This is a genomic window from Sorangium sp. So ce836, assembly GCF_028553905.1.
GTDB classification, from domain to species: domain Bacteria; phylum Myxococcota_A; class Polyangia; order Polyangiales; family Polyangiaceae; genus Sorangium; species Sorangium cellulosum_D.
On the sequence record NZ_CP102233.1, the window covers coordinates 13539504 to 13559320 of the forward strand.

The 19817-nt window shown below is 71.7% G+C and carries 15 protein-coding genes; 5 read left to right on the plus strand and 10 right to left on the minus strand.

Annotated features, from left to right (window positions below; genetic code table 11):
• The first annotated feature begins 84 nt into the window (after window positions 1-84).
• The 4 genes from NQZ70_RS49450 to NQZ70_RS49465 all read left to right on the plus strand — a co-directional run bounded on the left by NQZ70_RS49450 (window position 85) and on the right by NQZ70_RS49465 (window position 6449).
• Window positions 85-1833 carry a pitrilysin family protein gene (locus tag NQZ70_RS49450; RefSeq protein ID WP_129580438.1) on the plus strand — a complete coding sequence of 583 codons (1749 nt, stop codon included), beginning with the start codon at window positions 85-87 and terminating at the stop codon, window positions 1831-1833.
• 237 nt (window positions 1834-2070) lie between these two features.
• The gene (locus NQZ70_RS49455; protein ID WP_237244762.1) at window positions 2071-3489 is read left to right on the plus strand and encodes a pitrilysin family protein; all 1419 of its coding nucleotides are present in this window, start codon (window positions 2071-2073) and stop codon (window positions 3487-3489) included.
• Window positions 3486-4505, plus strand: coding sequence for a hypothetical protein (locus tag NQZ70_RS49460; protein ID WP_129580439.1), 1020 nt, complete (start codon window positions 3486-3488; stop codon window positions 4503-4505). The genes NQZ70_RS49455 and NQZ70_RS49460 overlap by 4 nt, the downstream gene beginning before the upstream one ends.
• Window positions 4506-4553: 48 nt before the next feature.
• Window positions 4554-6449, plus strand: coding sequence for a hypothetical protein (locus NQZ70_RS49465; RefSeq protein ID WP_129580440.1), 1896 nt, complete (start codon window positions 4554-4556; stop codon window positions 6447-6449).
• Between the two features lie 614 nt (window positions 6450-7063).
• Here the strand turns inward: NQZ70_RS49465 and NQZ70_RS49470 are convergent.
• The 7 genes from NQZ70_RS49470 to NQZ70_RS49500 all read right to left on the minus strand — a co-directional run bounded on the left by NQZ70_RS49470 (window position 7064) and on the right by NQZ70_RS49500 (window position 15652).
• Window positions 7064-7525, minus strand: a complete 462-nt coding sequence (locus NQZ70_RS49470; RefSeq protein WP_129580441.1) for a hypothetical protein — start codon at window positions 7523-7525, stop codon at window positions 7064-7066.
• Between the two features lie 345 nt (window positions 7526-7870).
• Window positions 7871-8893: a TIR domain-containing protein gene (locus NQZ70_RS49475; protein ID WP_129580442.1), complete on the minus strand. Its 1023-nt coding sequence runs from the start codon at window positions 8891-8893 to the stop codon at window positions 7871-7873.
• 110 nt (window positions 8894-9003) lie between these two features.
• Complete coding sequence (locus tag NQZ70_RS49480; protein ID WP_129580443.1) at window positions 9004-9732, minus strand: metallophosphoesterase; 729 nt, start codon at window positions 9730-9732, stop codon at window positions 9004-9006.
• Window positions 9733-9998: 266 nt separating this feature from the next.
• Window positions 9999-11147, minus strand: coding sequence for a hypothetical protein (locus NQZ70_RS49485; protein WP_129580444.1), 1149 nt, complete (start codon window positions 11145-11147; stop codon window positions 9999-10001).
• Between the two features lie 432 nt (window positions 11148-11579).
• The gene (locus NQZ70_RS49490; protein WP_129580445.1) at window positions 11580-14126 is read right to left on the minus strand and encodes a protein kinase domain-containing protein; all 2547 of its coding nucleotides are present in this window, start codon (window positions 14124-14126) and stop codon (window positions 11580-11582) included.
• Between the two features lie 449 nt (window positions 14127-14575).
• The gene (locus NQZ70_RS49495; RefSeq protein ID WP_237244763.1) at window positions 14576-14962 is read right to left on the minus strand and encodes an AgmX/PglI C-terminal domain-containing protein; all 387 of its coding nucleotides are present in this window, start codon (window positions 14960-14962) and stop codon (window positions 14576-14578) included.
• Between the two features lie 51 nt (window positions 14963-15013).
• Window positions 15014-15652: an OmpA family protein gene (locus NQZ70_RS49500; RefSeq protein WP_129580446.1), complete on the minus strand. Its 639-nt coding sequence runs from the start codon at window positions 15650-15652 to the stop codon at window positions 15014-15016.
• A 349-nt stretch (window positions 15653-16001) separates the two neighbouring features.
• Between NQZ70_RS49500 and NQZ70_RS49505 the strand changes: the two genes are divergently transcribed.
• Window positions 16002-16868: a DUF899 domain-containing protein gene (locus NQZ70_RS49505; RefSeq protein ID WP_129580447.1), complete on the plus strand. Its 867-nt coding sequence runs from the start codon at window positions 16002-16004 to the stop codon at window positions 16866-16868.
• Window positions 16869-16886: 18 nt separating this feature from the next.
• Here the strand turns inward: NQZ70_RS49505 and NQZ70_RS49510 are convergent, their stop codons facing one another.
• From NQZ70_RS49510 to NQZ70_RS49520, 3 genes are all read right to left on the minus strand, one after another.
• Window positions 16887-17270, minus strand: coding sequence for a hypothetical protein (locus NQZ70_RS49510; protein WP_129580448.1), 384 nt, complete (start codon window positions 17268-17270; stop codon window positions 16887-16889).
• A gap of 46 nt (window positions 17271-17316) precedes the next feature.
• Entirely contained in the window at window positions 17317-17973 is a 657-nt protein-coding gene (locus NQZ70_RS49515) for an HAD family hydrolase (protein ID WP_129580449.1), read from the minus strand.
• A 112-nt stretch (window positions 17974-18085) separates the two neighbouring features.
• Window positions 18086-19807: an amidohydrolase gene (locus NQZ70_RS49520; protein WP_129580450.1), complete on the minus strand. Its 1722-nt coding sequence runs from the start codon at window positions 19805-19807 to the stop codon at window positions 18086-18088.
• Window positions 19808-19817: the final 10 nt, after the last annotated feature.

Genomic DNA, 19817 nt, shown 5'->3' on the forward strand with positions numbered 1-19817 from the left:
TACGCGAGACCGCCGGCAGCGTGAAGCGCGGTCGCCGCGTCGCGCGGCGACCGCGCCCGGCCGGCGACGTGCTATCGCCCTTCCGTGTCCACGACCGCGAGCCGAACCCTGCTCCGCGGCGCCCTCACGGCCGGGCTCGCGGCGCTCGGCCTGCTGAGCGCAGGCGCGCCGTGTCCCGCCGCCGCTGCGCCGCCGTCCGGAAAGCCCGCGCCGGCCGCCGCGGCGAAGCCCGCCCACAAGCCGGCGCCCGCCGCCGCGGCGAAGCCCGCCCACAAGCCGGCGCCCGCCGCCGCGGCGAGGCCCGCCCACAAGCCGGCGCCCGCCGCCGCGCGCCCGCCGCGCGCCGCCGCGGCCTCGCCGAAGGGCGCCGCGGCGCCGCCTTCGGAAGCGCCGATCGAGCTCGCGATCCCCGTCGAGCGCGCCACGCTCCAGAACGGGCTGCGCGTCGTGATGAGCCCCGACAAGAGCTCGCCCACGGTCGCGGTGGCCGTCACCTACGACGCCGGCTCGCGCGACGAGCCGAACGGCAGGAGCGGCGTCGCGCGCCTCGTGATGGGATTGATGGCCCGCGGCAGCCGCAACGTGGCCGACGGCGAGCACCTGCGCCTCGTGGCCGAGCGCGGCGGCGAGCTCCACGCCGAGACGGAGGTCGACCGCACCACCTACGCGGAGACGCTGCCCGCGAACGAGCTCGCGCTGGCCCTGTGGCTCGAGGCCGATCGCATGAGGTCGCTCGACCTGAGCGCGCAGTCCTTCGAGGCGCAGCGCAGGGACGCGCAGGAGCGCCGCGGCGCGATCCTCGGCGCCGCCTACGGCCAGGGCGCCACCCGCCTGCGCGAGCTCGTCTTCCAGGGGTACTGGCCCCACGAGCACCCCGCGCTCGGCGGCGCGGACGACCTCGCCGGCGCCGAGCTCTCCTGGGCCCGCGACTTCCACGCCGCCCACTACGGGCCGAACCGCGCGGTGCTCGCGATCGCCGGCGGCTTCGACGCCGGCGAGGCGATGGAGCTCGTGCACCGGTACTTCGACGGCATCCCCGCGGTCTCCGCCGCGCCCTTCAAGGACGTCCCGTTCCCCGAGCAGACGAGCCAGCGCACCGGCGTCGTGAGGGACGCCGCCGCCCGCGCGCCGGCCATCCTCTACGGGTGGGCCGTGCCGCCGCTCGAGCACCCGGATCACCCCGCGCTCTCGCTCGCGGCCTTCCTGCTCGGCGGCGGCGAGAGCTCGCGCCTCGAGGCGCTCCTCGTCGGGGACAAGGCGGCCGCGCAGTCGGTGCGGGTCGCGATGGACCGCCACCGCGGGCCCGACCTCTTCTCCATCGACGTGCGGCTCGCCGAGGGCGCCCGCGTCGGCGACGTCGAGAAGCTCATCGAGGGCGAGATCCGGACGCTCGCGACGGCGGGGCCGCCGGCGGCCGAGCTCTCGCGGGCGCGCCGGCAGCTCCAGTCGGCGTTCGTGTCGGGCCTCGCGGGCGCGAGCGCGCGGGCGCGGGCGCTCGCCGAGCACGAGCTCCTCTTCGGGGACGCGAGCCGCCTGAACGGGGAGCTCGCCCGCTACTTCGCGGTGACCCGGGAGGACGTGCAGCGCGCCGTGCGCGATCACCTCGGCCCGACGCGCCGGACCATCGTGGAGACCTACCCGCCCGCGATGCCGGGAGCCGCCCCGCCGCCGCGCGCGTCGGCCGGCGCGCCGCGGGCCGCGGCCCCGGCCGCGCCGGGCAAGGGCCAGGACAAGGCCACGCCGGCCAAGGGCCCGGCGAAGGCGCGCGGCGCGGCGGCCCGGCCCGCGCCGAAGAAGAAGCCGGCGAAGACGGCGAAACCCAGGAAGAAGTGACGGCATGAGCGAGCGAATCCACCGACGCGGACGGCGCGCGCGACGGACGGCGCGCCCCTATCTCTCCTGGGCCGCGGCGCTCGTCGCGGCCGCGGCGTGCGGCTGCGCCCCCGCCGCGCGCCCCCCGCGCCCGCCCGCGCAGGCGGCCGCGCCGGCCAAGGGCGCGGCGGAGGCGCCGCCCCCGAGGCCGCGCGCCGGGAGCAGCCCCCGCCGTCCGGCCCCGCGCGGCCCGCGCGCATGCCCCCGATCGCGTGGGCCGAGCTCCCGAGCGGCCTGAGCGTCGCCACGGCGGTGAACCGCGCGCTGCCGCTCGTGGAGGTCCGGGTCGTCGTCCACGGCGGGTCCGCGGCCGACGGCGAGCGCACGGGGCTCGCCGCGCTCACCGGCGAGCTCCTCCTGCGCGGCGGCGCCGGCCACCTCCCCGGCCGCGAGCTGCTCGCGCGCCTCGAGTCGCTCGGCGCCTCCGTGTCGGTGGACACCGGCCTCGACGCCACGGTGATCCGCCTGCGCACGACCAGCGATCGCCTCGCCGAGGCGATCGAGCTGCTCGGGCTGCTCGTGCAGCGGCCGCGCCTCGACGCCGCGGAGCTCGCCAAGCTGAAGGCCCGCGCGGCCGAGGCGGCGCGGGACCGCGCGCACGCGGACGGCCGCTGGGGCGCGATGATGATCCTCTTCCGCGACCTCTACGCGCTCCCGACCGAGCTGCACCCGTACGCCTCGTTCGGGGCGACCGCGGCGGAGCTCGCGAAGATCACCGCCGCCGACTGCCGCGCGTTCCACACGGCGTGGTACGTCCCGAAGAACACCGTGGTCGTGGTGGCGGGCGACACGACGCCCGAGGCCGCGCGCGCCGCGGTCGAGAAGGCGTTCACCGACCGGAGGGCCGACGAGCCGCCGGCGCTCTCGTTCACCGATCCCATGCCCCCGGGGTCGCTCAAGCTCACCGTCGTCGATCGCCCGAAGAGCGCGGAGGCCGAGCTCTTCCTCGGCGTCCTCGGCCCCGAGCGCGGCGCCCCGGAGTGGCCTGCGCTCGCGGTCGCGAGCGAGGTGCTCGGCGGCCCCTCGGGGCGCTTCTCGCAGGACCTCCTCGAGCCGCGCGGCGCGGCGCGCGCGGCGTCCGCGACGACGCTCGACGTCGCGCACGGCCCGGTCCCGCTGCTGGCCCACGCGAGCGTCCCGGCGGCGCGCGCGGGCGCCGCCGCGCAGGCGATGCTCGAGCACATCGAGCGGCTCGCGACCACGGCGCCGTCGCAGGAGGAGGTCGACGCGGCGGCGCGGCGGCTCGCGGGCGGGCTCGGGCTCGGCGTCGAGGCGGCCGCGGGGCTCGCGGACGAGATCGCGCGGCTCTCGGTGCTCGATCTGCCGGACGACCACCACGACGGCTACCGCAAGGAGCTGCGGGACATCACGCCGGCCCTGGCCGGCAAGGTCGCGGCCGACCACGTGCGGCCGGCGCACGCCGTGGTCGTCGCGGTGGGCGACGCGCAGGTGATCGGCCCGATGCTGAGCCGCTTCGGCGACGTGAAGGTGGTCGACCCGACGCGCGCCTTCGAGCGGAAGCGCACGATCCCGCGGGACGCGAGCGCCTCGCCCGCGGCGGGGCAGGGGTCGGGGCTCGACGCGGGCCGCGACGCGCCGGCGCAGGAGCGGCCGTGACGGTCGCCGGGCGCCGCGGGCGCGCAGTCGCGCTGCGGGCGGCGCTCGCGCTCGCGGCCGGGCTCGCGGTCGCGTCCTCCCCGGTGCGCGCGGGCGCGCAGCCGAGGCCCGCGCCGGTGGCCGCCGCGAAGGCGGCGCCGGGGCTGCGCGCGGGGCCGCTCGACGGCGCGAGCTACGACTACGAGCGACCGCCGGCGAGCGGCGCGGCCGAGCAGGGCGCAGCGCAGGCCGGGGATTCTGCGGGCGCAGCGCAGGCCGGGGCTCCTGCGGGCGCGGTGCCGCCGGAGCAGCGCTGGCTGGGCCGCGCGTTCGTGCACCGCCTGGCGGCCGCCGAGGCCGCGCGGCCGCTGCCGCTCCTCGTGTTCCTGCACGGCACCAACGCCGCGCAGATCAAATATCGCTGGATGGGCGGCGGCCAGGAGGGCGACGTCCGCCGGATCGCGGCGCAGCTCATGGAGGCGGGCCAGATCCCGCCGATCCTCGTCGCGGCGCCGAGCGCCGTGCTCCCGGCGGCGGTGGCCGTGGCGCGGACGAGCTGGCCCGCCTTCGACCTGGACGCGTTCCTCGACGCCACCGCCGCCCGGCTGCGCGGCGTCGCGACGATCGACCGCACGCGCGTCATCGTCGCGGGCCACTCCGGCGGCGGCTGCAACCGGGAGGGCGGCGTCGCGACCGCCCTGCGCGCGTCCATCCCCGTGCACGCGGCGCTCGTGATCGACACGTGCATGGACGTCGACATCGCGCTCCCGCTGGCGCAGTCGCCCCCGGCCACGCACGTGGTCGTGTCGTGGCAGACGATGAGCTGGGCGAAGCGCCCCATCGCCGACTTCCGCCGCGCCTTCCAGCGCGGCGTCGAGGCGCACCCTGCCGCGCCCGGCGTGCTCCGCGAGCTGGAGCACCTCCAGCCGACCGAGCCCATGCCGCACGACGCGATGGTGCCGCTGGTGCTGCGGCGGTGGTTGCCGCCGCTGCTCTCGCCGGACGCCGCGCCGGGCGTGCCCTGCGTCTCGCCGTGACCGCCGCGGGGCGCGGCGCCGCGTCCGCCGTGTTAGGTCGTGTACACGATGAAGCTCAACCTGCTGACCGTCGCGCTCGCTGCTTCGGCGGCGGTCGTCTTCCTTGACGCACAGGCCAGGGCGGACTGCGGTTGTTCAGGGATCCCGAGCACCATTACGTCCGATTCGAGCGGCCCCTGCCTGCGCTACGAGGCGCCGTCGGGGCCGAGCAACGATATCACGTTCCGCTTCGACGAGGCCTACGCCTGCGGCCAGTATGCGACGGGCGAGTACTTCGTCGTGAGCGAGGACGGCGTTGCTAAAGTCACGACCATCACGCCCGAGGCGGCCGGCGGCCGTCACGGCGTGGATGTGAACCCTTCCCCGGACGGGCCGCAGCGGTGGGACGACCGACTCGACGACTATGCACCGCCCATCACCCTGCCGTACGCTGCGCCGCCCGGCAGCTCCGTCGTGAAGTACGTGTCCGACAACCCGTCGGGTGATTGCGACGGCGCCGGTGAGAAGTCGTGCGGGCGTTTTGCGGCGGTGGTCACGGTGATCGACGCGCCGCCCGCCGACCCGAGCACGAGCTTTCGTCCTCCTTTCGTGGGCACGAACAAGCCCGTGCTCTCGACCTCCAAGCTGCAGACGCAGCTCTTGTCCCGTCTGCAGGCTGCGTGTGCCGACACACCGTCGCTCGACACGGCCCTTGCGTGGACGCGTCACCTTCGCCTCGACTACACGAGCCATTCGGTCACGTGCGACCTGATGCCGCCGGAGGACGCGCTCCCCGACGGCAGGCCGTGGTCGACCGACATCTGGGCGCGCGACACCGACGTCTACGCATGGCTGCATCTCGCCGACGTCTGCGGCGCGCCGCCCTGCACGCCCGAGGAGGATCTCGCCGCCAAATTCCCCGTGCTCGTCGGCTACGTGCAACACGGTATCGATATATGGGGCGTGGACAGGATGGGTGCCAGCCTGTTCCGAGGCGGCGGCGGCAATGGCGGCGGCAAGCTCTTCGCCTATGGTTTCGCAGCCACGATGCTCGCCGACCCGGCGATGCTGGCGGATCTCTCGGCCGTCGATGCGGACCGGTTCTTCGAAACGGCCAGCTATTACGCCGGCAAGAATGGCACCGCCCTGTGGGGGCAGCCCGTCGGTACGGAGGAGGAGTACTGGAACGACTTCTCCGATCGATCGACCCGGACGATCCGAGACCCCTATGGGTACATCGACGGCGGCTTCGAGCCTGGCGGATGGTATCAAGACAACACGGCCAAACCGACGAAATACTCGGCGCTGCTCATGCGGCTCATGCCCGCGCTCGCGGCGGCATGGCCGATCAACAAGGACGCTATACTCTCCTATGCGGATCGCTGGGTCGACCACGGCGCCTTGACACAGCCGGATCCCTGCGCGCCCGTCGGGGGCCAGTACGGCTCCGACTACGGTCCTGACGAGGACGGAGATTGTGTCTCCGGCTCGGGGAGGGTGCCCGAGCTCGATGGGAGCAACAAGGACGGGGGCAATCGTGAACGAGAGATGGGTGAGTGCATGTGGAACAGCTTCCGCGGCTGCTCCGAGACCTGCTCCTGCCCGGGTCAGTCGTGCGAGGCCACGAGCCAGTGCGGTAATGGCGAGATCGAAGCTCCCGAAGAATGCGACGGCGACGTTTCCGGGAGCTGCCCCACGGGATGCGTCCCTCCCGACCAGCCGAACGGTTGTACGTGCGTGGCCGCTGGCGCCGGTAGCGGCGCGGGATCATCCGCGTCCAGCGGCGGCTCCAACCCATGGAACGGTGATGGCGAAGAAGGCGATGGAGGCGGCGGCTGCGCCTGCGGAGTGGCCGGCCGAACCGCCCCGACGGGTGCTCTGGCGGCGCTGATGGCCGTCTGGGCGGCGGCCCTTCATCGCGTCATCAGGCGCCGCCGCATGACCGGCTCGGAGCCGCCTGGGTAGCATCCGGGCGCGAATGAGCGCCGCGCGATGTTGCTCGCCCGCGTCCGTCACATCGTCACGGAGGAGGGCTTCGCCATCCACCCGGAGGAGGGCCGCGTCCAGCGCGTGGGCGGGCGGCAGGTGGTGACGGGCGTCGTGGTCAACGACAGGCCCTCGGCGCCGCGCGAGGTGGTGCGCCGCCTGCGCGCGTGCCTCCGTGGAGCCCGGAGGCGGCGCGGAGGCCTGCCCTCTGCCCGGGACGCGGCGCTCCGGCGCCGCACCCGCGCGCGGCGGTACCGCGGCCGCAACGCGCACAAAAAAAAGAGCGCCTGTCCGACGGTTGGGGGGGGAAAACCGTCCCTCAGGCGCTCGCTGTCCTGTAGAAGCAGGAGCTGGGCCAGGGGCTTCCTGACGAGATATCGTGAGTTTGCGCAGGCTTCGAGGGGCTTCGGCTTTCGTTTTGGCCGGGGCGGGTTTCGCCGGTGAAGTCTGGACGCGCCCGCTCGCTCGAAGCTGCTCCCCGGGGTGACGCCGCCGTGGAACCTCTTCCTGGCGCCGCCACGGAGGCCTCTGGATAGGGGCGCTGCCAGTTGCTCCGCCACGGCGGCGCTCGCCTGGGCGCCCCGCGCCTGGGGCTAGGCCGGCCGGTGGGGGGTGCCGGCGACGGCCCCCACGCGGCGCGTCTTTGCCACGCGCCTCGCCTGCTGCCGGATGTGCTCCACGGCCTTCTCGAAGAACGGCTCGGGGGCGGCCTTGCTGACGGTGATCTGCTCGCCGCCGACGAGGACGACGAGGAGGCCCCGGTCGGTCCTGCCCACCGCGAAGAAGTCGACGGTGAACGGCAGCTCCTCGTCGACGGTGAGCGACAGCTGGCACTTCAACACCTCGCCGACGCCGGGATGATTCTCCACGACGAACCGCTGCAGCAGCCCGTTGGTATGGACGTCGCCGGCGATCCGGTTGAGCGCCCACTTGTCCCGCGGCCAGGCCATGTGGTCCCGCAGCTCGTATATCCACTGCAGGAGCTCCTCCGCGACCTGGCCGATCGCCGCCTTCGACGCCTCATAGGACAGCTTGATCTGCTCGTATTTCGTCATCGGGACTCCACCTCACTCCGGCGCGCCCCCTCGAGGCTACCAGAACGTCGCGCCCCGCCGCACGCAGATCGGGGCTGTCGGCGCCGCCGGCGCCGCGTCATCCGAGGGCGCGGCGCGCCAGACGGTCGGCGCGGCGTCGGATCTCGCCGACCGTCCACGCTGGCGGCGGCTCCAGGACCGCCCGGAGCTCGCCGCGCGATGTGCTCACGCTTCGCTCGCCATGTCGCGTCCGGCTGCGCGCTCGAGGCCGCTGGGTCGCTGGGCGCGACATGCGAGCGCGGGCGCGCCCAGCGACCCAGCGACCCAGCGGCCGGCGCTCGAGATCACACGGACTGGCCCGGCGGCTCACCCGTGGGCGAGCGCGTCGAAGTAGCGCTCGGCCCACTCCGGCAGCGGCGGCGCGGGGAGCTGGCGGATCCAGGTCATCTGCTCCAGGTATTCAGGGTGGTGCGGGAGCGCCTCGAGCCCTTCTGGCGGCGCGTAGCTTTGAAGGCACCAGCCGCCGACGAGGCGGTCTTTCGATTCGAGCTTCAGGTAGACGTACCCCGCCGTACGCGGGCGCTTCAGCCAGCGGAACCGGCCGAGGATCACATCACCGACCAGCCTGAGATTGTAATACTCCGCGAGCCCGCTGAGATCGCCTCGATAGCAGTAGACGCCACGGAGCTCGCCCCCGTGAAATCTCATGTAGTAGGTGTTCCTGGACTCCGGATTGTACCAGACGCCCTCCAGCGCTCGCGGATCCAGGACGTGCGCAGGGCCCTTCGCCTCCGCCCGCTCCGTGGCCGGCGCGATCTTCGTGGCGGCCGCCAGCATCTGCCGGAAGCTCTCGGTCTGCGCGTCGAGCGCGGCCCGGAGCGCCGCGAGCTCCGCCGCGAGCGCCGGCGGGCCCGCCGCCTGTGCTTCGGCGCGCCCGCGCTGCCGGCCGACGGCGTTCCTGATCTGCGTGCACACGGCGCCCAGCGCGGCCTGGAGGTTCCCGTCGGCCCGTCGCGCGAACGTCGCGGCGGTGACCCCGGCGAGGTCGCTCGGCAGGCCCATCGGCTCGTCCCGGCAGTGCACGATGAAGGTGCGCTCCCGGCCCAGCGCGCCCATGAACAGCCCGAGCTCGAACAGCACGTTGTCGCGCGGGCTGTTCATGGCCTGGCCGCGCTTCTGCACCAGGTCGTCGGGCGTGAGGACCAGCACGGCGAAGTCGAAGTCCCGGACGGCGCTGCAGAGGCTCTCCAGCGTGCCCCCGGAGAGGCCGAACACGCCTTGCGACCAGACCGTGCAGTCAGCGTCGTAGTCCAGCCCGAGCTGGATGTGCTCGGCGACGCGGAGCCCTTCCACCGATGAGCCGATGAAGATGCGCGGCCTGGAGCTCACGAGAACCCTCCGTCGAGAGCCGTCAGCGTATTTGCCTCACGCGCGCCTGGCAAGACGCCTGCCGCCCCCTCGGCGCCCGAGGGCGCCCTCTCGCCTCCGGCCGCGCGCGCTCAGGCATATTGCTGGAGCAGCGCGCCGCGCATCGGGTTGTCCCACGCGCTCACGGCCGCGCGGAGGGCGTCCCGGTCGACCGGCACCCGGTGCAGGCTGACGCTCACCTCGCCGCCGCGCGCCTCCACGATCGCGTACTCGGCGTGGTGCAGCAGCGTCGGCGGCCCGCCGTTCGCGTACTCCTTGAACGGGAGCCCGACGCTCCCCGGGTTCACGAGGAGCGCGCCGCGGTGCTGGCGGAGCATCTGGAGGTGCGTGTGCCCCCCGGCCATCACCGTCGCCGCGTGGCCGTCGAGGCGGCGATCCAGCTCCTCGGCCGGCGTGCTCGAGAGGAGATCCTCCATGTGGGACCGGGGCGAGCCGTGAAACAGGAGGAGCGTCGCGCGGTCGTCGAGCGGGATCGTGAGGCGCGCCTGGAACGTGCGCAGGAAATCGAGGTCGTCCGCGGACAGCTGATCACGGCACCAGTCCACCGCGTCGACCACGATGGGCGCCTCGGTGTAGGTGCGGATCAGCCCCGGATCCAGCATGAACTCATCGTGGTTGCCGAGGATGCACGGACACCCGAGCTCCCGCAGCATGTCCAGGATGGCCCGGGGTCGCGGCCCCAGCGTCGCGACGTCCCCGAGGCAGATCACCTGATCGACGCCGGCCGCCTGGATGCTGGCCAGCACGGCCCTGAGCGCCACTTCATTGCCGTGAATGTCGGAGATCAGGGCGACGCGCATGGGAGGACCTCTTCGCGGGCGGCCGTCGGGGCGCTGGTGCGGCCCTCGGCGCCGCGGTGGTGCGGCGGTTGGTCGAGCGACGACTCGACAGGCTAGACCATGTCCGGCGTCGCCTCCAGCCCCTCGCGGCTGCCCGAGCGAGGCCTGTGGTCCCGGCGTCGTGATCTCGGCTCGGGTCGATGGCTACAGCCGACGTCGCGCCCTCCCGGCGCGCTCGCGCGCCGGGAGAGAGGGCCGGTGCCGGCGCTCGCCCGCCCTTGACATCCTCACAAGAAGAGGATCTTGGCGTCGGTGAACACGATGACGAAGCGCGTGTCCGCCGCCGCGCCGCTGGCGTCGAAGCAGGCGACGTTGGCCTGCGTCTCCGCCCCGTCACCGGTCCAGCTCACGACCTTGCAGTGCTCCGATCCCGTGCCGTAGGCCGTGACCTGCACGTTCGAGCCGGTCGCCGCCATGCCCGGGAGGTTGACGACATAGCGGCCTGCGGACGTGCGCCCGGCGGTGATGTCGGTCGTGACGTCGCCCACGTCGCCTGCGACATAGCCTTTCTGATAGGAGAGGTTCGGCGTGTACGCCGCGGCCGTGGCGTCGTGCGCCCAGGCGTAGCTGTACGACAGCGCGCCGTTGACCTGCGTCGAGCGCGCGAAGTTGAGGGTGAAACGGCCATCCGACGGGGCGCCCGAGCTGTCGAAGCATCGCACGTGGACCACCGTGTCGTCTCCGGACTGCGCCCAGCTGCCGACCTTGCAGTGCTCGCTGCCCGGGCCATAGGCCGTGACCTCCACCGTCCCGCCGGCCGCGGTCTGCGACGGCAGGGTGACTGCGTAACGCCCCACTCCCTGGCGTTCGATCGTGTTGCTCGCGCCGCTCGAGTTGAACTGGTACGTCAGGTTCGGCGTGTACGCCGGCGCCGTCGGGTTGTCCGCCCAGACGTATGCTTCGTGCGAGGGGCCTGTGCCCGACTTGCGGACATACGCGATGCTGAAGAGGGTGTCGATCGGCGCGCCGCCAGCGGTGAAGCAATTGACGCGGACGTCGACGGCGCCGCCGCTCGCGTTCCAGCCTTCGACCTTGCAGCGCTCGGAGCCCGGACCGTAGGCCGTGACCTGGACATTGGCGCCGGCGTCCGCGCCCATGCCTGGAAACCGCACGCGATACCGCCCGGTGCCGAGCTGCGTGACGGTGTTGTTCACGCCCTGCCCGACGAGGTCTCCGGAGGAGCTCCGCGAGTAGCTCGAGCTCGCGGTGAACGAGCCCGTCGCCTGCTGCGCCCAGGCATACGCCCAAGTGTGAGAGATGAGCGCCTGCTGGGCGGAGCCCACTCCGCTCTCCTCGGTCTCATCGTGAGCCTCACCGCAACCTGCGCTCATGATGCCAGCGACGAGCGAGCCCACGAGCAGAGCCTTGCTTTTCATGACCGTTCCCCTTCCTCGATTTCGATGTTGACAGCGATCGTGGTGTGATCGCGGAAGGGCGACTGCAACGCGCATGCCGCGGGCGCCGCACAGCGGGACCCGCTCTGGCCAAGCCTCCTGTCCGGCGTTGTGAGATGTGCTGATCGAGCGCGATCTGGCCTTGAGCGCCAGGCCCGCGGCGTCGAGCGGCCCGGCGTGTCACGAAGAGGGGCGACCCAGCGGCGCTGTCGCGCGCGCGTGACAGCTCGCGTCGCGGCCGCGTGACACCGTCGTGGACCCGTTCCACCGGTGACCCGCCGTGCGGCGGCCTGCTCGGCCTGTCAGCGGGCGCGGCATCGCCCGGACGACGCGTTGAACGTCTCGTGTTGTCACTCGCCTGTTCGAAACACGAGCGCCGGGGGCACCGTGAACAAGACGCTCCTGACCGCGAGTTCAGGTTACAATCGCGACCAGATCCGTTTCTACCTGATCAAGGCTCAGTCGCTCCGACGGCTCACGGATGGTGCATGACTGGGCGAGCTTGCGCCAGGAAGGCTGCGTGATCTTGTCCACATCGGTCTGTCCCGTGAGGAGGTAGGCGAGGAGCTTTCCGAATGCATAGATATCCGCGCTGGGATGGGCTTCGGCGCCGTCCACCTGCTCGGAGGGCGCGAACCCCGGCGTACCATGGCCTGCAAAGGTGCGGTGCTGCGTGACGAGACGGCGGAGGTTCTTTGCGATGCCAAAGTCGCAGAGCTTCCAGACCCCGCTACAACGGAGGACGTTCTCAGGCTTAAGGTCGCGGTGGACGACGTCCAGGGCGTGGAGCTCTCGCATGGCGGCGAGCACTGTCAGCGAGATCGGCTTCGCCTCCGCGGGCGACAGCGCCCCGCCCGCGGCGCGTACGAACGATGCCAATGATCCGCCATCCGCGACCTCTGTTAGCAGCGCGACGTGGGTTTCATTCCGCTCGATCCCATGAATACGCAGCACTCCCTCCATCTGCGCGCGCTCCAGGCGTGCATAGATGTCGATCTCGCGCCGCAACGCGTCGGAGGCAACGCCCTCGATGGGAACTTTCTTCATGAATAGTAGCTCTCCGCCCGGGCCCCGAACCTTGTAGCCGCTGGACATACCGCCGGACGGAAGCTCCTCGATGACGTCGTAATGGTCGAAGAGCTTTTGAGGATGGCGGGGCACTCCGGCCTCGACGACCCTGGGGACGGGGCCGGCAAATGTGCGCACCGTCTCCTCCGACTCACGACCATTGATCGGTTTGCCGGTCAGACGCTCGACGGCGTCCAGCAGTCGGCGAGCGCGCTCGCGATAGAACGCAGTAAAGTCATCGCGACGCAAAGATGCCGGGTCGATGCAGTGAGTTTCGATGAACTCATCGAGCTTTCGTGCATTCACACCACCGCGCTCGATGCGAGCTATATACAGGCTTGGATTAACGCCGCCGAGGCGCTTGTTCGTGCGGGAGGTCTGCGGAGTCTTGTTGACAATCGTGGTGAATGGCGGCCCCATCTTCCCCTTGAAAAACGACAACGGAAACACATGATGAAGGTCGACATGCTCGTCGAAGTACATCGAGCGCTCGATCTCATCTCCGGTGTACAGGTCCCGTCCGCCCTCTTGAAGTAGCAACGCCATGAAGCCCTTGTAAGCGGCGCTGTTGCGGGTCGTGAGCGTTGCAAGGCGTGACGGCACGAAGTTGCAGTCCATGACGGTCGACGGCTCCGCTCCGCCCTCGATCCATGCAGGCACCTCGGTGATGTCTCGTCCGAAGCGGGTCTCCGTCGTACCACCGTAGAGCTCGCCGAAGACACCGCACCAGTACCAGCGCAGGATCTTCTCGCGGATCGTGGGCTCCTGGAGACGCGGGCCCAGCGCCGCGGCGATGGCCGCGAAAGGGATGAGCTGGCTCTGGTAGGGTAGGTACTCGGGCTCGAAGATCTTCTCCCGCTCAAGGATCTTCACTGCGGTGACGAAGCCCTGCTCGACTGCCGCTGCGTGGGCGCGGTATTCCTCCAGAGGAAGATTCAGGATGTCGATCCGTCGGCAACCAACGTGGACGCGTCCGTCGGTGTTCCGTCGCCATGTGGAGAGCAGCGTGACGGCCTGGAGGAAATCTGTCGGGGTGAGCTCCGCGAGGACACGGTGGGTCCGCATGCGCCGCAGCTGTGCTTCCCAGTCCGCGCGGAGATCGACGGAGCGCGCCGCATAGGTGGCGGTTACGAGTTCGAACACGTCCAGCGGCTTGCCGCCGGTGTTCACCTTCTCGAACACCATGCAGACTGCCTGGCGCGATGTGCCGCGACCGAGCTCGATCGACGGGAGGCGGTACTGCTGGATGGACTGCACCACCTCGAGCTCGAACTGGTCGTACAGGTCGGCGACTTCAGGATTGTGCCGGTGTAGCTTGCTCATCCCACGGCGCCAGTTCTGACAGGCCGCCGGGTCGAACGCCGTGGCAACCGGAATGCACAGCTGCTCGAACTCCTTCTCTGGCGTGCTGAGATCCAGCAGCACGTTTCGATTGAAGTTTTCTCGGATTTGTCGGGTCGGGTCGACCGCCAGGATCGCGTCCTTGCGCTCGACGCTCTCGTCGATCGCCTTGCGGATGTCGAAAAAGTAGACTCGATCGATGCGGTTGCCCTTGGTATCCACCGTGGCGACAGGAAGCCCGGTACGTAGGGCGACGTAGAGCGATGTAAGCCGCTGCTGGCCGTCGAGGATGAGGCGCCGCTCGCGGCCGCGGTTCTCAGAGGCCCCCTCGACGGGCCGCGCCTTGAACTGCACCTCCCCGCCACACTCGAGGAGCAGCACGGCTCCTACCGGCCACGCTTGCGAGACGCTGGCGATGAGATCGCGGATGCGCTCGTCGTCCCAGACCCAGCTACGCTGGAAGTCAGGGAGCTGTAGATCGCCGCGGTGTATCTCTTCGAGCAGATCGCGGAGGGGCGTCTCCGCCGGACGGAACGTCATCTGTGCGGGCATGGAGCTCGATGAGAGCGTATTGTGTGTCGACCCGCAAGGGGATACCTTCCGGACGAGAGGTCCGTTGTGCGGCCTCACCCGTTATCGAGAGCGGTACGCCGCGCGAGCTCGGGTATCCTGGCAGTGGGGCGAGAAGGGATGCGCAAGCGGCCAGGAACTGCGACGCGAGAAACTACACTCTGGCTCTATGGGTGGAAGGCGAGGAGATTCACTGTGCCTACTGCTGGACAGGGGCGCCGCCCGGCAACCGCGGCGTGCTGTTCATCGTCCAGGTTGAGCAGCGACAGAATGTACGGAGACGAGAGATGTCGACTCTTTGAGTCAGCATCGTGCCCCGATTGCGGGGCGCCGCCCGGCCCTGCCCCGAGCGGCCCCAATGCGCCCAACTCCGGGAGGCGCCGATGCCGTGGGGCAAGGAATTCTCCCGCCCGACGCCAGGACCTCCTCGGTCATGCCTTCGGCGCCCGGGGCGTGAACTCCCAGACGAACTTCCCCTTGCCCTTGTTCTCATCCGCCGGCGTCAGGACGAGCCCATCGATCGAGTCGACGACGCAGCTCGTCACCTCCTTCGAGGCGGTGGTGCCCTCCGGGTCGACGGCGATGTCCACGAGCCGGCCGCTGTCCTCGAGCACGAGGAAGCTGACGGTGACCTTGCCCTCCGCGCCGGGATTCCGGGCGAGCTCCGCGTCGTAGCACGCCCGGATCTGCTCCTCTCTCGTCGCGAGCAGCGCGGCCGTGTCATCCCGGTACATCTCCGGGCTCCGCAGCGCGAAGGAGCAGCCCGTGGAGGCGCCCGACGAGGCCAAAACGAAAACACCGAAGAGCCAATGCTTCATGCGCGCCTCCTTGCCGGGAGCAGCGTTCGTGGATCGACCCCGGGTCATCATCTACTGCCCCTCCGCCGCGACCTTCGCGGTGTCCTGCTCGACGATGTTGAACTCGACCCGGCGGTTCTTCTCACGCCCCTCCTCCGTCTCGTTGTCCGCGATGGGCTTTGTCTCGCCGAAGCCCTTGGCGGTGAGCATCCCCTGAGGGATCCCGTGCTGGACGAGGTACTCCATCACGGCCTTCGCGCGGCGATCCGAGAGCTTCAGGTTGTGCTCGTCCGCGCCATCGGAGCTCGCGTGCCCCTCGATGGCGATCTTCTTGATGTGCGAGTGCTTCTTGATCGTGTCGACGACCTCGTTGAGCAGGCTGTGCGACTCCGTCCGGATCACCGCCTTGTCGTGCTCGAAGAGGATCTTCTCGTTGATGACGATCTGCTTCGCCGTCACCTCCACGCGCTTCTTCTCGGGCGGAGGCGGGGGCGGGGGCGGGGGCGGCGTGCCCGCGATGGTGAACGCCCGCCCCCCTTCGAACGCGGTGACGCCGCCGCAGGCCGCCGAGCCGAGGCTCACGCCCACGAGCAAGGCAAGGGCGAGTCGAGGCCCGAGGCCCGCGGGGCGCCGGGACACGCGGTCGGCGCCGGGCCAGGAGCGAGGGCCCGGACGGCGCCTCGCGCTTTGGTAGTCGGAGAGTTCGTTCATGGTCGAGACTCCAAGGGCCGCTGTCACGGGCCCAGGTCGCTGGGCGGCGCGCTCAGCGCGAGCACGACGAACACCCCGGACAGGGGTAGGGTCGGCTCGCGGGCGAGCTCCATGCCTCGCACCCTAGCCCAGATCAGGCGCGGCGAGCTAGCCCGGATTTTCACCAGAACGGCTCGCACCGGCGCGACACGCAATCGGCATGCCACATGCGTGATGGCGACCCATCGACGCATTTTCGATGAATGCGCCGATGAGATCCGCGCGCTCCGGCAGTCCATCCCCAGAACCCGTCCCCCGGCAGCGCCCGCACCGGGCGAGGCCCATCCCCGATGACCCTGGAGACGTACCCATGACCCGGATCGAACTACCGCGCGTCGTCTCGCGCGCCGAGTGGCTGGAGGCGCGCAAGGCGCTGCTGACCCGCGAGAAGGAGCTGACGCGAGCGCGCGACAAGCTCAACGCCGATCGCCGGCGCCTGCCGATGGTCGAGGTGACCGAGCCGTACGAGTTCTCGGGACAGCACGGCAGGCTGCGCCTGCTCGATCTGTTCGAGGGCCGGCGGCAGCTCATCGTGTATCACTTCATGTGGCTGTTCGAGGACGGCAAACCCAAGGACCGCGGCTGCCCGAGCTGCTCGGGCTTCGCCGATCAGATCTCGAAGGGCCACCTGCGGCACTGGCACGCGGTCGACACGACGTTCGCGTTCATCTCGCGCGCTCCATGGGAGAAGATCGCGCCGTTCAAGGCGCGCATGGGCTGGCCGGTGCCCTGGTACTCGTCGGAAGGCAGCCGCTTCAACTACGACTATCACGTCACGCTGGACGAGTCGGTCGCGCCGGTGGAATACAACTACCGTACGCCCGCCGAGCACGAGCAGGCGGGCTCCGCTTTCTATCTGGGCGGCAAGCAGCCCTTCGACCTGCACGGGCTGAGCTGCTTCCTGCGCGACGGCGAGCGCGTGTACCACACCTACTCGACCTACGGGCGCGGTACGGAGTCGACGGGCGGCTCGTATTACTTCCTCGACCTGACCGCGCTCGGGCGCCAGGAGGACTGGGAAGAGCCCAAGGGGCGCAACACCGGGCAGGGCGCCAAGGCCGGCGACGAGCGCATCCGCTACCCCGACGAGCAGGAGGATCTGTCCGATTCGAGCGGCGCGCGGCCCGCGCTCACCGCGCCCGAGGCCGACGACTGCTGCTCTCGGCTGCGGCGCTGAACCGCGCCGGATGACCCCTCACCGCGCGCCGAACCTCACGTCCAGGTCCGGGTACTTGCGGGCGAGGTACTCCAGAGACAGCCACGTGTGACAGCGCCGGACGTCGGGTTGGCGCGCCGTGGGGCAGTTGCAGCCGAGGAAGACGTCGCCCTGCCGGGCCTCCTGCGCCAGCGCGTCGAAGCGCCACGCTTCCTCCGCAAACCGCTCGTCGAGCACCGCGATGTAGGCGGCGCGAAACCGCTCGAAGCCCGCTTGCGAGGGGTCGGACAGGAACGCTTCGACGATCTCCTGGGTGGGCCGCAGGACGTGCTGCGTGTGTTTGCGCGTATCGTACCGTTTGCCCTCTGGCAACGGATCGCCGTCGCGACGGCGCCCGCGGACGATCTGGTAACGTGCAATCATGCGGCCGCTCCTACGCTCGTATGCGCTGGAGAGCCCCGCTCGCGCTTCACGGGGCTCGCCCTCCGTTCTCGCGCGTCACGAGCGCCTTCAGCTCGTCCAGGCCGTGAACGGCGTACGTCGCGCCCTCGCCGCGAGGCACGCCCGGCCGCAGGATCTGCGCCGTCCTGATCCCGAGCCGGTTTCCGGCCTCGATCTCCGACTCCAGGTTGTCGCCGACCACGAGCGCCTCCCTGGGGTCGAGGCGGTGAGCCCGCAAGATCTCCTCGAAGATCCCCTGCTTCCCCTTCCTGCCCGGCTCGTCGATCGCGTCGACGTGGATCCCCGCGAAGAGCCGCTCGATCCCGAGCGCCCTGATCTTGCTCTCCTGGAGCCGTCGAAAGCCGGACGTCACCAGGAAGCGCAGGGCGGGCAGCTCCGCGAGCGCGCCGAGGTCGGGGTAGCCGCGCATCGGCGCCCCCACCTCCAGCCGGGCGCACGCCTCCCAGCCGGCAGCGAGCATCTCCGCGGAGAAGCCGCGCTCCCGGGCGACGAAATCCAGCGCGTGGCGCCAGCAGTCGGAGAATGCCTGTTCGAGCGCCTCCTCGGAGAGCTTGCCCCGGTTCGCCCGCCGGATCGCCGCGAAGACCGGATCGAGGAGCTCTCTCCCCACCTCGTCCGCTGCGCTCAGGCAGTTGTCCAGATCGAAGAGGATGGCTTGGATCATCCCGCAGGTTCCCTCTCGCGCGAGCGTAGGCGAGCGCGGTCGCCGGCCGCAACGGCGCGCCTGGGCGCCCGGCCAGCGGGGCCGCGGCGCGCTCCGTGTCCGTGCGCCGCCCTCATGGCGCGGGCCGATCGCGCGGCGCGCGCGCCACGCGGCCGCCCACGACCACCATCTCGATCGGCGTGTCGACGAGCGAGCGATCGGGCGAGAGATCCCGGCCGAGGACCGTCAGATCGGCCACGTAGCCAGGGGCGATCCGCCCCCTCTGGCCCTCGGCCCAGGCCGCGTACGCGGGCGCCGCGGTGAAGGCCAGGAGCGCCTCGTCGAGATCGAGCCGCTCCTCGGGCATCCACCCGCCCGGGGGCTGTCCCGAGAGATCCTGCCGGGTCACGGCCGCGTAGAGGCCGAGCAGCGGCGAGGGCTCCTCCACCGGGAAATCCGAGCCGAACACGACGCGCGCGCCCGACGCCAGCAGCGATCTCCATGCGTACGCGCCCTTCAGGCGGTGGGCGCCGAGCCGCGCGGGCGCCCACGGCATGTCGCTCGTCGCGTGGGTCGGCTGCATCGACGCGATCACGCCGAGCGCCGCGAAGCGCGGCAGATCGTCGGGCGAGACGATCTGCGCGTGCTCGACCCGGAACCGCAGCGCCGCGGCCCGCCCCGGGCCGAGCGCCTCGAACGCGTCGAGCACGGCGCGGTTGGCGCGGTCGCCGATCGCGTGCACCGCGAGCTGGAAGCCCGCGTCGGCGACGAGCCGCGCCGCCCGCGCGAGCGCCTCGCGATCCATGAGAAGGAGGCCGCTCGTCGAGGGCTCGTCCGCGTACGGCTCGAGGAGCGCCGCGCCGCGCGAGCCGAGCGCGCCGTCGGCGAAGAGCTTGACCCCGCGCAGCACGAACATCGCCGTGCCCGTCGCGTCCGCGTCGGGCGCGCGCTCCCTCAGCCCCTCGAGCCGCCCCGCGCCCGCGAGGTATGCATACACGCGGATCGGCAGCCGCCCGGCGGCGGCGAGCGCGCGGTAGACCGCCACGGTCTCGTCGTCGACGCCCATCTCGTGCACGCCCGTGAGCCCGGACGAGAGCGCCTCCTCGGCGGCGCGCAGGATGCGCCGCTCGCGCACGGCGGGCGGATCGGCCGGGATCTTGGCCTCGACGAGGTCCATCGCGCCGTCGATGAAGACGCCCGTCGGCTCGCCCGCCGCGCCGCGCAGGATGCGCCCGCCCGGCGGATCGTGCGTGCCCCTGCCGACCCCGGCCGCGCGCATCGCCGCCGCGTTCGCCCAGAGCGCGTGCCCGTCGACGCGGCGCAACGCCACCGGGTGCTCCGGCGCCGCGGCGTCCAGCGGGGCGTGCGTGGGGAACGCCGCGCCCGGCCAGAGGTTCTGGTCCCAGCCGCGCCCGGTGATCCACTCGCCCCTCGGCCGGGTCTTCGCCGCCTCGGCCACGACCGCCGCCGCCGCCTCCGCGCTCCTCGCGCCGCGCACGCTCGGCGTCTCCAGCGCGACGCCGAGCCCGTAGAGGTGCGCGTGCCCGTCGACGAGCCCGGGCACGACCGCGCGCCCCGGCAGCTCCACGACGCGCGTCGCCGGCCCGACGAACGCCTTCGCGCCGGCCGCGCTGCCCACGAAGGCGATCCGCTCGCCGCGCACGGCGACCGCCTCGGCGCGCGGGCTCCTCGGGTCCATCGTCCGGACGACGCCGGCCGTGATCACGAGATCGGCGGGCGGCGAGGGCGCCGCCGCCCTGGCGGGCGGGCCCGGGGCGGGCGCGCCCGGGGAGGCACAGCCGAGGGCGAGGCTGCCGAAGAGGCTCAGGAGCGCCGCTCGGAGCACGTTCGACATGGGCGCCACC

What these genes read in the sequence shown, in the direction of transcription:
- NQZ70_RS49455 (WP_237244762.1), top strand. Translation starts at nt 2,071, where the DNA reads ATGCCCCCGATCGCGTGGGCCGAGCTCCCGAGCGGCCTGAGCGTCGCC.
- NQZ70_RS49465 (WP_129580440.1), top strand. Translation starts at nt 4,554, where the DNA reads ATGAAGCTCAACCTGCTGACCGTCGCGCTCGCTGCTTCGGCGGCGGTC.
- NQZ70_RS49470 (WP_129580441.1), bottom strand. Translation starts at nt 7,525, where the DNA reads ATGACGAAATACGAGCAGATCAAGCTGTCCTATGAGGCGTCGAAGGCG.
- NQZ70_RS49480 (WP_129580443.1), bottom strand. Translation starts at nt 9,732, where the DNA reads ATGCGCGTCGCCCTGATCTCCGACATTCACGGCAATGAAGTGGCGCTC.
- NQZ70_RS49485 (WP_129580444.1), bottom strand. Translation starts at nt 11,147, where the DNA reads ATGAAAAGCAAGGCTCTGCTCGTGGGCTCGCTCGTCGCTGGCATCATG.
- NQZ70_RS49490 (WP_129580445.1), bottom strand. Translation starts at nt 14,126, where the DNA reads ATGCCCGCACAGATGACGTTCCGTCCGGCGGAGACGCCCCTCCGCGAT.
- NQZ70_RS49495 (WP_237244763.1), bottom strand. Translation starts at nt 14,962, where the DNA reads ATGAAGCATTGGCTCTTCGGTGTTTTCGTTTTGGCCTCGTCGGGCGCC.
- NQZ70_RS49500 (WP_129580446.1), bottom strand. Translation starts at nt 15,652, where the DNA reads ATGAACGAACTCTCCGACTACCAAAGCGCGAGGCGCCGTCCGGGCCCT.
- NQZ70_RS49505 (WP_129580447.1), top strand. Translation starts at nt 16,002, where the DNA reads ATGACCCGGATCGAACTACCGCGCGTCGTCTCGCGCGCCGAGTGGCTG.
- NQZ70_RS49510 (WP_129580448.1), bottom strand. Translation starts at nt 17,270, where the DNA reads ATGATTGCACGTTACCAGATCGTCCGCGGGCGCCGTCGCGACGGCGAT.
- NQZ70_RS49515 (WP_129580449.1), bottom strand. Translation starts at nt 17,973, where the DNA reads ATGATCCAAGCCATCCTCTTCGATCTGGACAACTGCCTGAGCGCAGCG.
- NQZ70_RS49520 (WP_129580450.1), bottom strand. Translation starts at nt 19,807, where the DNA reads ATGTCGAACGTGCTCCGAGCGGCGCTCCTGAGCCTCTTCGGCAGCCTC.